8 protein-coding genes are annotated in these 13,913 nt (G+C 72.3%); 1 reads left to right on the top strand and 7 read right to left on the bottom strand.

The features are described 5' to 3' along the window. The first annotated feature begins 209 nt into the window (after window positions 1-209). Window positions 210-3,122, top strand: coding sequence for a glycoside hydrolase family 48 protein (locus tag O7621_RS22795; protein ID WP_282231148.1), 2,913 nt, complete (start codon window positions 210-212; stop codon window positions 3,120-3,122). Window positions 3,123-3,361: 239 nt separating this feature from the next. On the opposite strand, the gene O7621_RS22790 is transcribed toward O7621_RS22795, so the two are convergent. The 7 genes from O7621_RS22790 to O7621_RS22760 all read right to left on the bottom strand — a co-directional run bounded on the left by O7621_RS22790 (window position 3,362) and on the right by O7621_RS22760 (window position 13,785). Further along, window positions 3,362-4,411, bottom strand: a complete 1,050-nt coding sequence (locus tag O7621_RS22790) for a hypothetical protein (protein ID WP_282231147.1) — start codon at window positions 4,409-4,411, stop codon at window positions 3,362-3,364. A gap of 93 nt (window positions 4,412-4,504) precedes the next feature. Continuing rightward, on the bottom strand, window positions 4,505-5,161 hold the full coding sequence (locus O7621_RS22785) for a DUF3159 domain-containing protein (protein WP_282231146.1): 657 nt from the start codon (window positions 5,159-5,161) through the stop codon (window positions 4,505-4,507). A 32-nt stretch (window positions 5,162-5,193) separates the two neighbouring features. After that, window positions 5,194-7,566 carry a transglutaminase domain-containing protein gene (locus O7621_RS22780; RefSeq protein ID WP_282231145.1) on the bottom strand — a complete coding sequence of 791 codons (2,373 nt, stop codon included), beginning with the start codon at window positions 7,564-7,566 and terminating at the stop codon, window positions 5,194-5,196. Beyond that, entirely contained in the window at window positions 7,563-8,759 is a 1,197-nt protein-coding gene (locus O7621_RS22775) for a DUF58 domain-containing protein (RefSeq protein WP_282231144.1), read from the bottom strand. The genes O7621_RS22780 and O7621_RS22775 overlap by 4 nt, the downstream gene beginning before the upstream one ends. Window positions 8,760-8,770: 11 nt before the next feature. Continuing rightward, window positions 8,771-9,766, bottom strand: a complete 996-nt coding sequence (locus O7621_RS22770; protein ID WP_282231143.1) for a MoxR family ATPase — start codon at window positions 9,764-9,766, stop codon at window positions 8,771-8,773. A gap of 52 nt (window positions 9,767-9,818) precedes the next feature. Continuing rightward, a complete protein-coding gene (locus O7621_RS22765; protein ID WP_282234693.1) occupies window positions 9,819-12,440 on the bottom strand; it encodes a fibronectin type III domain-containing protein in 2,622 nt (873 codons plus the stop codon). Window positions 12,441-12,768: 328 nt separating this feature from the next. Then, window positions 12,769-13,785: a tetratricopeptide repeat protein gene (locus tag O7621_RS22760; RefSeq protein WP_282234692.1), complete on the bottom strand. Its 1,017-nt coding sequence runs from the start codon at window positions 13,783-13,785 to the stop codon at window positions 12,769-12,771. Between the last annotated feature and the right edge of the window lie 128 nt (window positions 13,786-13,913).

Raw genomic sequence — 13,913 nt, 5'->3', positions numbered from 1 at the left:
CGACTCCGTGTCGGTACGGCGCCACGCAGTGAACCGGAGCCGCCGGTCCGGCGCCCTCCGTCGTATGCAGACCCCGGTCCGGGACGGGTCGCACCCATCCGGCGCCTGGCGTCCGACGCGCTGCTCCACGACATCGCCCACCGCGCCCAAGGCGCCAAGCCGAGGTGTACCTCACTGCCTCGGCCTGGTTCGCGAGGAGAACCCCGCACATGAGATTGACCGCGACGAGACGGCGGCTGGCAATGCTCGCCGCTGGCGTGATGGTCGTCGGAGGTGTCGCCGCCGTCCCCGGCGTCGCCAACGCGGCCACCGCCTGCGACGTCGTCTATTCGACCAACGACTGGAACAACGGCTTCACCGCCAACGTGACCATCGAGAACCTCGGTGATCCGCTCACCGGGTGGACCCTGCGCTTCACGTTCCCGGGCGGCCAGCGGGTCACCCAGGGCTGGTCGGCCAACTGGACCCAGTCCGGCAACGTGGTGACCGCGACCAACGCCGCCTGGAACGGCAACCTGGCCACCGGTCAGTCCACCAACATCGGCTTCAACGGCTCGCACACCGGCTCCAACCCCCGGCCAACCTCGTTCTCCATCAACGGTGTGACCTGTAACGGCGCGTCGGAGAACCAACCGCCCACGGTCGGTTTGACGGTGCCGTCGGGGCCGTTCATCGCGCCGGCCGACGTCCCGCTGACCGCGACCGCCAGCGACGCCGACGGCACCATCGACCGGGTCGAGTTCTACCGCAACGGGCTGCTGGTCAACACCGACACCACGAGCCCGTACCAGTACGTCATGGAGGATCTGCCCGCAGGCAGCTACACCGTGCAGGCCCGGGCGTACGACAACGCCGGCGCGAGCGCCACCGCCGAACGGTCGTTCACGGTCAGCCCGGCAAACCCAGGTCCGGCGCTGGTCGCCACGCCGTCATCGGTGAGCGTCGAAGAGGGCGGCAGCAACACCTTCAACCTGCGGTTGAGCTCCGCGCCGACCAGCAACGTACCGGTCAGCCTGGCGATCTCCGGCGACAACAGCATCACCCGGTCGCCGTCGTCGGTCACCCTCACCCCGAGCAACTGGAACACCGGGGCGACGGTCACCGTGTCGGCCGCCGAGGACAGCGACACGGTCAGCGGCACGGCCACGATCACCGCCACGGCGAGTGGCCTGGCACCACTGGCCATCGTGGTCACCGAGATCGACAACGACTCGCCCGGCGGCGACAACGAGTACATCGAACGCTTCCTGGAGCAGTACGGCAAGATCAAGAACTCGGGGTACTTCAGCCCCGAGGGCGTGCCCTACCACTCCATCGAGACGCTGATCGTCGAGGCCCCGGACCACGGTCACGAGACCACCTCGGAGGCGTTCAGCTTCTGGATCTGGCTGGAGGCCAACTACGGTCGGGTGACCGAGAACTGGGCGCCGTTCAACAACGCGTGGACGGTGATGGAGCAGTACATCATCCCGGGCACCGCCGACCAGCCCACCGCCGGCGTCGCCGGCACCCCGCAGTACGCCGCCGAGTACCTGCAGCCCAACCAGTACCCGTCGCGGCTGGACCAGAACGTCCCGGTCGGTACCGACCCGCTGCGCAGCGAGCTGCAGTCGGCGTACGGCACCGGCGAGATCTACGGCATGCACTGGCTGCTCGACGTGGACAACGTCTACGGCTACGGTTTCTGCGGTGACGGCACCACCCGCCCCGCGTACATCAACACCTTCCAGCGCGGCCCGCAGGAGTCGGTCTGGGAGACCGTCCCGCAGCCGTCCTGTGACACCAAGGCGCACGGCGGCCCGAACGGCTACCTGGACCTGTTCATCGCCGAGGACAACGCCCCGGCGTCGCAGTGGAAGTACACCAACGCCCCGGACGCCGACGCCCGCGCCATCCAGGCGGCCTACTGGGCGCTGGTCTGGGCCGAGGAGCAGGGCAACGAGAGCGAGGTCGCGGCCACCGTCGCGAAGGCCGCCCGGATGGGCGACTACCTGCGCTACGCGATGTTCGACAAGTACTTCAAACGGATCGGCAACTGCGTCGGCGCGACCAGCTGCCCGGCCGGTACCGGCAAGGACTCCGCGCACTACCTGATGTCCTGGTACTACGCCTGGGGTGGTGCGACCGACACTTCGGCGGCCTGGTCGTGGCGGATCGGCTCCAGCCACAACCACTTCGGCTACCAGAACCCGTTCGCCGCCTGGGCGCTGACCAACGTGCCCGAGCTGCGGCCGCGCGGCGCCACCGCGGTGCAGGACTGGACCGAGAGCTTCGACCGACAGATGGAGTTCTACCAGTGGCTGCAGTCCGCTGAAGGTGCCATCGCCGGCGGTGCCACCAACAGCTGGAACGGCTCCTACGCCCAGCCGCCATCGGGAACCCCGACCTTCTACGGCATGTACTACACGGAGCACCCGGTCTACCACGACCCGGGCAGCAACGAGTGGTTCGGCATGCAGGTCTGGTCGCTGCAGCGGGTGGCCGAGGTCTACTACGTGACCGGTGACGCCCGGGCCAAGCAGATCCTCGACAAGTGGGTGCCGTGGGCCATCTCGCACACCGAGATCGGCACCGGCGGGGACTTTGCGATCCCGTCGACCATGGAGTGGACCGGTGCGCCGGACACCTGGAACCCGAGCAACCCAGGTGCCAACAACAACCTGCACGTCGAGGTCGTCGGTACCGGTCAGGACGTCGGCGTGGCCTCGGCCTACGCCCGGACCCTGATGTGGTACGCGGCCGCCTCCGGCGACACCGAGGCCCGCGACACCGCCAAGGGCCTGCTGGACGCGTTGTACGCCAACGCCGACGCGCAGGGCTCCTCCACCGTGGAGACGAGAGGTGACTACCGTCGCTTCGACGACGTCTACAACGCCTCCACCGGGCAGGGTCTGTACATCCCGAACGGCTGGTCGGGCACCATGCCCAACGGCGACACGATCGAGCCGGGCGTGAGCTTCCTGGACATCCGGTCGTTCTACCTGGACGACCCGGACTGGCCGAAGGTCGAGGCGTACCTCAACGGTGGGCCGGAGCCGGAGTTCCGCTACCACCGGTTCTGGGCACAGGCTGACCTGGCGATGGCCTACGCCGACTTCGGTCACCTGTTCCCGAACAACTGAGACCGGTGTCCGGGTGGGCGGCCGGCCCTGCCCGCCCGGACACCTTCACCACGATCCATCACCTGAACCAACACCTACCTACCACCGTCCCACCGAACGGTTCGGCACCGCCCGACGGTGCCGAACCGCCGCAGACGGCCTGATACCCACGGTCAGGCCCGCCCGTGGTGGGCCGGCCGGGATTGGCCAACGCAGCGATCCCGGTCGGCCCACCACACCCTTGTGCTCGTCGGCTGACGTCAGCCCCGGTAGCACCGCCAGCTGTACGCGTCCCGACGACTGCCGGCCTCGGCGATGACCGGCTCGCCGTACCGGCTGGCGCAGGCCCGGCGGACGTCGAGATCCCGGTCATGATGGGTCCACGGCCGGACGCACTCCCAGTCGGTGCCGTTGCCCGGCCAGTCACGCGGCCACGCCATCCACTCGCCGCCGTGCTCCTGTTTGCAGTAGCTGTCCAGCATGCCCCGGAGATCGTCGCTGTTGTCCGGGCCGAGCAGTTCCGGCTCGCCGCCGCCGGTCGGGGCGGCGCTGGACGCCGGCGGGTCCTCCGACGGGGGCGGGGGAGGGGCGGGGGCGGACGCGGGCTGTTCGGGGGGCACGGCCGGCGGTTCGGCCTGCCGCACCTCGGGTGACTGCTCGCCGTTGCCGGCTGCCGGCGAGGCGTCGGTGACCTCCGGCGTGACGGTCGCGGCCGGGGCGCTGCCCGCCGTCGCGGTCGGCGGGCCCGTCGAACTCGCCGGGCTCCACAACAGTCCGTTGCCGGAGACGAACGGTGCCGAGCACAGCAGCGCCACTGCGGCGACCGAACCGGCGGCCACCACCCAGCCGTACCGGCGGACCAGTGCGATGAACCGGTCCGGCTCGTCCGGTGGCGCGGTCCGGGCCGGCCCTGGCACGGCCGCTGCCGGTCCCGGCAGGGTTTCCGCCGGTCCCGGCCCGGTGCCGGCCGGTCCAACCGGTGGTTGTGCTGGTCCGGCGGGCAGGTTCGCATCGGTGGCGTCGGCAGCGGGACGGATGGCCGCAGGGCGGACCACCGGCTGCTCGACCGTTGGTTCGTCGAACGCGTCGGCCTGGCGGTTCGCGGCCCGGCGAGCCGTGGCGCTCGACGGCTGGACAATCGGCTGCTCGACCGTTGGCTGCTCGACCGCTGGTGCGTCCGGAACCCTCGGGCCCGGCGGCCGGCCACCGGGCAGCGCGTTCAGCTCGACGGTCGGCTGCGTGAGGGCACTGTCCGCAGCCGAGTCGCTGCGTCTGGTGCCGCGAGCGGAGTCAGCAGGTTTCTCGGCCACGGAAACGCCTGCCTCCTTGTGCGGATGCGGTCGGGACAGCGTGTCACTCTAGTCACATCCGTACCGGCCCGGGTCGTACGGGAGGCCGATTCGTCACCGTAGGTCGGCCGGTAACGGATGGCGTATCCCCGGGTGCCCGGCCGGAAGCGACCGGCGGAGCACCCACCAGCTCACCGCCAGGCAGGCGGCGACCAGCGGCCAGGCTAGCGCGACCCGTAAGGCGGCCAGCGCCATCGCCTGGTCGGCGAGATAGAGCGGGACGAAGACGGCCACCCGGGTCACGTACTGCCCGACCCAGACCCAGCTGGCCCGGCCGTACGCCCGCAGCAGCGCCGGATCCCGGCGCCACCCGGTCCGTTGACCCAGCACCGCTCCCACTACCACGCCGAGCAGCGGCCGCCGGACGACGATGCTGAACGCCCAGGCCAGTGCGCTCGCCGCGTTCGACAGCAGCTGCACCAGGAAGAAGTCGGACGCCCGCCCGGTGCGTAGCGCGATCACCGCGGCGACGCAGACGGCGAGCAGCCCGATCAGCACCGACCGGGGTCGATCACCACGCCGTAGGCGTACCCCGGCGATCACCACGCCGACCGCGACCGCGCTGCACACGCCGACCCAGATCGACTCCCCACCGGCCACCCATCCGACGCCGTACGCCACCGCCGGCAGCGTGGCGTCGATGGCGCCTCGTCGCCCACCGAGCAGTTGCGCCAGTGACTCCGCCTGGGTGTCGCCCGATGTACCGGTCACCGTCCGCCTCCCGCCGTCGTCCTTAGGTAAGGCTAACCGCTCCCGGTGGTGTCGGTGGTGGCGGCTGTCCGTCGGCGACTGTCCCAGCGCAGCGGACCGGGGTGCAGCGACCAGACAAGCCGCTGCCACCACGGCCGCCGGGCACGTAGCGCCGCCACCCAGACGGTGGCGTAACCGCCGGCGCGCCGGGCCTGCTCGTCGTCAGTCTGCCCCGGCGCGAAGCTGGCGAGGTTGACCAGCTCGGCCAGCGGGTCGAGCCGGGGCAGCGCCGCACCGTCCGGCAGCGCCCGACCGTGTCCGGCCACCTCGCTGGCGGACATGTGCACCCCGGCCGGGTGACCGGCCAGCCGGAGCGCGTCGATCACCTCGAGCCAGGCCCCGCAGATCCGGTGCGCGGGCGGGCCGCTGTCGAGTCGCCGGTCGCGTAGCCGGCGACGTAGCAGCAGGACGACGCCGACCCATCCGGCCGCGCCGGCCCCGGCCACCGTCGCCGCGACGACGCCGAGCAGCCAGCCGGACGGCCGGCCGCCCGGCGGCGCGGAGGCCGCTGGCGGCGGAGTCGACGGCGGCGGGTTGACCGTCGGTAGCGCGGAGGGCTCGACCGGCGGCGTCGGCTCGTCCGGTGCCGGCCGGAACTCCTCCTCGATCGGGCGCGGCGTGCTGTCCGGTCGGGGCAGCGGATCGAACGGCACCCAACCGACACCGGAGAAGAGCACCTCTGGCCAGGCCACCGCGTGCCTGCCGTGCACCGTCGCTTCACCGGACGGCACCACGAATCCGACGACCACCCGGGTGGGCAGCCCCATCAGCCGGCCGAGCAGCGCGTAGGCGGCGGCGAACTGCTCGGAGGTGCCCCGCTGGCCGCCGGCCTCGCGCGGCCCGAAGAGGAAAAAACCCAGATTCGGGTACGCGTGCCCGCTCGGCGCGTCGGCGACAAGTTGGTAGTGGTCGGCGAGGAACTGCTCGACGGCCAGCGCCCGCTGGTACGGCGCACCGTTGTCCCGGGCGAGCTGCTGGGCGAGCCGACGGATCTCCGCGGGCACCCCGTCAGCCACCCGCAGCGTCCGGGTAACCGACTCTCCGGCCGGCACGTCTGCGGTGGTCAGCGCGTTCAGCGGTGGTCGAAGCGGCACCGAGTCGACGGCGTACGTGACGCCGGAAGTGAGACCCTCGGGGTGCAGCAAGGTGCTGCTGGCCCGGTCGTAGGCCACCCGGACGCCGTCGACCCGTACCGGGGCGGTGATCGCGGGCAGCAGCCGGCCGGACAGCTCGGCCACGGTGATCTCCTGGCGTACGGCGTCCGTCGACAACGCGTCGGTCCGCGACGCCGCGGCGTCGCGGACCGACGGCAGCACCCGGCCGGCGTTGCGATAGGTCCCGCCGACCCGCCAGGTGACGCCGTCGTAGTCGTGCAGCACAGCCAGGGTCAACCGCAGCGCACCGTCTCCGGTCGGATGTGGGCCGGCCCCAGCAGCTCGTCGCCCGTCCACCGTCGACACCGGCGACGCGCCGACCTGCAGGTCGAACAGCGGCTGGTCGGGATTGAGCGCCCAACCGGAGATCCTGATCAGGGGATTCTCGTCGAGAATCTCCACCTGCGGCGGCGCGACGTACCGACGTGGGTCGACATCGGTCGTCGCGATCCGGGCCACCACCCACGGGGCGCTCACCGCCACCAGCAGCAGTACGGTGGCCGCGCCGGCCAACGACACCGCCGCCGTCCGCAGCCGTACCGCCGTCAGCGCGCCACCACCACCGCCACCGCTGCCCGGCCCGGCCGGCTGGTCCACCGTTGCCGCTGGCTCGCGCGGTCGGGCAGCGGGCACCGGTGCCGCGGTGGCCAGCAGCCCGACCGCCGCCGCCGCGACGAACAGCAGCGCCGGCCACCGGGCCGGCTCGGCGTTCGGCCCGACCACGAACGCCGCCGCGCCGAACAACAGCAGCGGCGGTAGGCAGCCGAGCAGCATACGCCGGGCCCGTACCGCGAGCTCGGCTGCGGTGAAGCCGGCGAGCCAGCTGGCCACGACCGGAACCACCACCGTGTCCGGCACCGCCTCCATCGGAATCATCGCGGTCAGCAGCCGGGGCACCCCGTTCGCGGCGGCATCGGCGAGTAGCCGGGTCACCGGGCTGGTCAGCTCCGCCCGGTCCGCCGTCCACCATCCGGCCGCCAGCAGGTAGCCAGCCATCAGCACGACCGACAGCGGCGCCACCTGCCAGTTCGGTAGCCGCCGGGCGAATGTGCCGACCAGCACCGCCGCCAAGCCGGCGCCGGCGATCAGCCAGGTGGCCGCCGCCCCGTCGTAGATCCGGCCGAGCAGGACCGCTGCTGAGCCGACCATCGCGATCAGCGCCGCCGCCACCGCACCGAGACGCGCCAGCCCGGTCGCCTGGTCACCGGTCACCGGTCACCTGCCGCGTCCCAGCCGGCGGCGAAGCCGGCACCGTCGGCCGCCTCGACGAGGAGCACACCGGTCAGCCCGGTCGAGGCACCCGCCGCCGGTGGCCCGCCCGCCGGCCGGCCGACGGCACCGGTGATCCGGCCAACCAGGATGGACGCGAAGACGCCCCGTAGCCCACCGACACGGGCGACGGCGTCCGGATCACCGGTGCCGGCCAGATAGACCAGTGTGTCGCCGGGTCGTTGCTGGCGCAGCTGGTCGCAGATCTGCCGGACCGGGTCCCCGCCGGTGAGCCGGTCGGCGCCGGCCAGCGTGACCTCGGCCAGTCGGTCCAGCGGGTGCCGACTCGGCGTGTCCTCCGGCGGCTGGTCGACGACCATCCGCAGCAGCACCGGAAGGTCGGCCCGGGTCGCTGCGTCGACGACCGACGCCGCCGCCTCACAGGCCGACTCGAACGTCGCCGACGCCCCGTCAACCTGGTCGTGGTATGCGACCGTCCGGTTGTCCAGCAGCACCACCATCCGGGGCAGACTGGTGTCGACGTGTTCCCGCACCATCAGCTGGCCGATCCGGGCGCTGGTCCGCCAGTGCACCCGGCGCAGTTCGTCGCCGACGACGTACTCCCGCAACGAGTCGAAGGTGATGCTGCCGTGCGGCACCCGGTCAATCCGGCCGTCCAGGCTCCGGGCGATCCCGGCCGGCACCGCGCGCAGCGGATGCACCTGCGGCCGGACCCACACCCGGACCGGCTCGCCGTCCGCGCGCGCGACGGCGACCAGGCCGAACGGGTCGCGGCGGAGCACCCGCAACGGGCCGACCGGGAGCACACCCCGGCGATCGGTGGGCACCGGATAGCGCACCGTGGTCGTGGCGCCGGAGCGCAACCGGGCCAGCGGCACCGGAACCCACCGCCGGCCGCACCGCTCCTCGGCGAGGACGCTCGCCACGCCCCACCGCCGCAGGTTGCCGACCTGCAACGTCACGGTGCACACGTCGCCCCGGTTCACCCGGTCGGGTGCGACGGTACGGCGTACCGACAGCCGGGGCTGCCACAGGGCGTAGCCGGCCGCGTAGCCGACCACCGTCAGCCCGGCGGTGCCGAGCAGTGCGAGCTCCGGATAGCCGAGCACGGACCCGACGGCGGTGAGCAGCGCGGCGGTGACGCCGAGGCCGAGACAGCGGGCGGTGACGTTCATGGGCCGGCGGCTCAGACCCCGGCCGCTGCCGGCTGGCCGGCCGGCAGCGGTACCGGGACCGACCGGACCACGTCGGCGAGCACCTCGGCCGCCGTGACGCCGCGCAGTTGGGCGTCCGCGGTGAGTAGCAGCCGGTGCGCGAAGACCGGCTCCAGCAGGGCCTTCAGATCCTCGGGCAGCACGAATCCCCGGCCGCCGATCAGCGCGTACGCGCAGGCCGCCCGGGTCAGGGCGATCACCCCGCGTGGACTGACCCCGACCCGGATCTGCGGGTGTGTCCTGGTCGCGGCCGCCAGCCGCACCGCGTACCCGTACAACGGGTCGGCGATGTGCACCCGTTGCGCCAGTTGGATGAGCTGGCCGACGGTGGCCGTGTCGGTCGCCGGCTCGAGTGTCTCAGGGGACCGCAGGGTCGCTCCGCGCAGCACCTCGATCTCGGTTTGCTCATCGGGGTAGCCGACCGACAACCGGACCAGGAACCGGTCCAGCTGGGCCTCCGGCAACCGGTAGGTGCCGTCCATCTCGACCGGGTTCTGGGTGGCCACCACCAGGAACGGCCGGGGCACCGGATGCCGGACGCCGTCCACGGTGACCGTGCGTTCCTCCATCACCTCCAGCAGCGCCGACTGGGTCTTGGGCGAGGCGCGGTTGATCTCGTCGGCGATGACGATGTTGGCGAACACCGGGCCGGGATGGAACTCGAACCCCTGGGTGGACTGGTTGAAGATGGTCACCCCGGACACGTCGGCGGGCAACAGGTCGGGGGTGAACTGGATCCGCCGCCAGTGGCCGCGCACCGTGGCGGCGACGGCTCGTGCCAGGGTGGTCTTGCCCACCCCTGGGACGTCCTCCAGCAGGACGTGGCCCTGCGCGAACAGGGCCGTCAGGGCCAGTCGCACCACCTGCGGTTTGCCCAGCACCACGGTGGAGATCTCCCCGGCCAGCCGGGTGGCGGTCGAGGCGAAGCCGGCTACCTCGTGGGGCGTCAGCGGGGTGGTCGTGGTCACTGCGGCTGGTCTCCTCGCCGGGGTGGATCGGTAGCTGTCCGGGTGAGCGGTGTCAGCAGGTGGGCAGCTGGTTCAGGTCGTCGCCGCCGGCCAGGTTCAACCAGGCCCACGGGATGTAGTTCTTTCCGCGGTACTCCACCCGGATCCACCAGGTGCTGGCCTTGCCGTCGTTGTAGATCCAGGCGTCGACGTGCCCGCCCTGGCGGCGGCACAGCGCGGTCAGTCGGGTGCCGTCGGGCACCCAGCCGACCTGGCGGCTGTTGTCCTGCTCCGGCACGGAGAAGATCTCGTTGCCGTTGCGACCGGGAACGTCGTCGTCGCAGTAGGTGCGTTGCTCGCCGTCCGGACCGTTGACGCAGGTGGCGGTGCCGTGCAGGGCCCCAGTCGCCCGGCTGTGGGTGGCGGTGCCGGTGCCGGCCGCGTTGCTGGCCCGGACGGTGAACTGGTAGGACCGTCCCGGGTAGAGTCCGCCGACCCGGATGCTGTCGCAGCTGCCGGTGACAGCCGCCGCACCGTCGACCGCCGCGCTGCAGATGACGTTCCCGCCACCGGCGTCCACCGAGAAGCTCAGGGTGACCGCGTTGGTGCCGGCGGTGGCACCGGTGACGGTGACCTTCGGCTCGGCGACGGTACGGGCCGTCGTACTCACCGGCGGGCCGGCACCGGCCTCGTTGACCGCATGCACCGAGACCGTCACGTCGGCCCCGTCGCCCAGCCCGGTCAGGGCGACGGCGGTGCCGTCGGCAACCTCGGTGCGCTGGTCGCCGACGGTCACCACGTATCGGATGATCGGCCGCCCGTTGCCCGGCGCTGGGGACCAGCCGACCCGGAGGGCTCCCCGCTGGTCGGCGACGGTGGTCGCCTCGACCGCCGCCGGCTCGCCCGGGACCGTGAAGGGCACCACCGAGTTGCTCAACGGTGACGCCGTCGAGTTGGCTCCCTGGTCGCTGACCGCGACAACGGTGAACGCGTACTGCGTGCCGTAGTCGAGCGACCCGGGCGCGAGGACCAGCTCGGTGCCGGAAGCGGCGCCGACCGGCGCCGTGGCCTCGGCCGAGACCGCGGTGACCGTGTAGCCGCCGATGACGTTGCCCTGGCCGTCGGCGGCCGGCCAGCTCACCGCGACCGAGCCGTCCGCGCGGGCCTGCGCGGTGACCTTCGCCGGGGCGTCGGGCACCTCGGCGGTGGGGACGACCGGGTTGGACTCCCGCTCGGGACCCGCGCCCTCGGCGTTGACCGCATGGACCGAGAACCGGTACGTCTCGCCGTTGACCAGCTCGGTGACCTCGAACGACCGTTGGTTGGCTCCCACCTCGAAGCTGCGGCCGTCGCCGGTGACCACGTACCGCTGGATGCTCGAGCCGTTGTCCGCGGCCGCCTGCCAGCTGACCCGTACGGTGGTGTCGCCGGCTGCCGCGCTGACCGCGCGTGGCGCACCCGGTCGGCCGACCGTCGGCTCCGGTGGCGGCGGTGGCGGTGGTGGTGGCGCCGGCGGTGGGTCACCGCCGAGGATGTCGTTGGCGTACTTGTCCACCTGCCGTACCTCGTGGGTGTCGGTGACGACTCGGGCGGTGGCCGCGTCGGGCGCGTTGATGAACAGGTGGTTCTCCCGGACCTCCAGGTCGAGCGGGCCGCTGGTTTCGGTGACGTCGATCGACGGGAGCAGTGCTCCCGCTCCGTCGAACGCGAAGATCTCCCGGCTGCGTTCGTCGGCGCAGTAGACCCGACCCGCCCAGCTGACGGCGGGACGTAGTGCGGATCCGCTGCCCGGCACCGAAAGTTGCCGGACCTCGTCGTCGTCGACCAGGACGATACGTCGCCGATCGGGAACGGTGACTGCGACCAGGCTGCCGGTCGTGCGGGCCGGCAGAACGCCCGGACCGTCCAGGTCGAGCGGCACCTCGCGGCGGTCGCCGCCGCGCAGCAGGGTCAGTGCGCCGGCCGTCCGGTTGAGCACCGCGACGCCGTCGTCGAGCGCGGAGATGGTCAACTCGTTGCTGGGCGGGGCGACCGGCACGGTCCGGACCTGGGTCGGCCCGGCGGCGGCATTGGCGGCGTCCGTTTCCGGCCCGGTAGCGGCCGGCTGGGGGATCGATGAGTCGAAGACGGACTCCGCCGCGCCCTGCGCCGGGTCGCTCGGCAGCGGCGCGGCGGTGATCGCCGAGACGGTGCCCTCGCTCGGCACTGCGATCCACAGCCGACCGGCGCCGTCGAAGTGTCCACCGGCGATCCCCGGCGGGTAGCGCACCGGGTCGCCGACGGGCTGCAGTGACCTGGGGTCGATCTGGCGAACCACGCCCTGGACGGCGTCGATGATGAAGGCCGCGTCGCCTTGCATCGCCACGCTCACCCCGAGCCCGGTCGTGCTCCGGACTGTCGCGCCGACCTGCAACGTGGCGAGATCGAGCGAGCTCACCTTGCCGGTGGCCAGTTCCCGCAGGATCAGGAACTGGTCCGTCTGCACCACCTGAGTTTGGTGGCCCTGGGCGTCGGCGACCTCGACCCGGGTGTCGACCCGCCCGGTGAGCCCGTTGACCCTGGCCAGCTCACTTCGGGCGGAGCTCCACAACCACGAACTCGCGTCGTAGCCGGCCGCCGCGTGGTCGGCCGCGCCGAGCCCGAGTACGGTGAGCCCCATACCGACGACGACTGCGGCGACCGTGCCGACAGTCACCAGCGTGCCGCGGCCGCGGCGTCGCCGGCCGTTGGGGCCGCCGCTCTGCCGTGTGCCGCCGTCGTGTGTGCCGCCGTCGGCTGTGCTGCCGTCGCCCGTGGTGACCACAGTAGGTCGCCTTCCGCCCCGTCGGTCGTCTGGTGTCCGTCGTCCGTATCGTCGGTCGTCGCCGGCCGGGACCGCCCCGGTACCCGGCCGGAGGCCATCCTATGGGGCCGTCACGCCGACCGGAAACTTCTCTGACCGCCCCTGTGGACAACGTCGGACGGGATTACCGAGGAACTGCTCGGGAATTCGTGTTTCCGCTGATCAACTCCGAGTTTGTCGACTAGTCCGGATCGGCTGTCCGACGGTCGGTGCAGACCTGGTCCGAGGGGACGTACTCGTCGGCGGAGTAGACGGCGAGCACCGCGAAACAGTAGTCGAGTTCGGGATTCAACCCGTTCACGGTGAATACGGTCTGGCCGGGATTGACCGTGGCGAGTGCGCCGAGTTGTTGTCCGCTGCGGCCACTTGCGACGATGAACGGCACCGTTCCAGCGGTCGGGTCGGACCAGGCCAGCGTCACGGCCGTGGTGTCGTCGGTCAGCCGCAGGGCGGTCGGCGGGTCGCCGACCGTAGTGGGGTCGGACCCTGGACGCCCCGGTCCGGTCGGTGTGGTGGTTCGTCCGTCGAGCAGGACGGTGACGCCCACGATGACCACGACCACGGCGGCGATGACCGCTGCGGCCGCAGCGCCGACCGCGACGACGACCGGTAGGGACCGCGATGGTGCCGCGACGCCTGCGGCCGGTCCGGTCACGGCGGTGGACAACGGCGGCGGTCGATCGGCGGCGGTCGTTACCTTCCGGCCGGAAACCGGGGGTGCCGGTGCCGGGGGTGTCGGCTGGCTGGGCGGTACCGGCCGGGTCAGCAGGTCTGGCTCGCGCTGCGCAGCGGTGGGAGCCGGATCGACCGGGGCGACCGACGAGTCGGCCAGGTACTCCCGGGCCGCACGGACCTGCCAGTGGTCATCACCGAGCTGCGCCGGGCCGGCGGCGGCGACCCGGGCGAAGTTGCGGCGGGCCTCATGCCGGTTGCCCAGTTCTTCGGCGAGCGTCGCGAGCTCGTACGCGATTGCCAGCATGACCGGCGCCCGGTCACCCAACCGTAGTTCGCCTGCTGCCAGCGACTCCTCCAACAGCCGCCGGGCGGCTGGTTGGTCGCCGGCCTCACGTCGAAGGCGGGCCAGCAGGTGCGCGGTCCACAGGACCTCTGGTTCGTCCGTGCCGAAGGCGTCGCGGGCCGAATCCAGCGCCCGAAGCAGGTATTCGCACGCGCCGGCGAGGTCGCCGCCAGCACGCATGGCGGCCGCGTTGTCGCGGACACCGACGAGGAGGGAAGGCTGGGCCACCTCGCCATGCTGCCGGGTGCCGTCGGTCCACCCGGCCCCGGGGTGCCGAACGGCAACGTCGGGGAGTTCGGATCCAAGCG

The sequence above is a fragment of the Solwaraspora sp. WMMD937 genome (genome assembly GCF_029581175.1).
Classification (GTDB): domain Bacteria; phylum Actinomycetota; class Actinomycetes; order Mycobacteriales; family Micromonosporaceae; genus Micromonospora_E.
The sequence above is the reverse complement of the archived record's forward strand: the minus strand, read 5'-3'. Positions and strand labels throughout refer to the sequence as shown.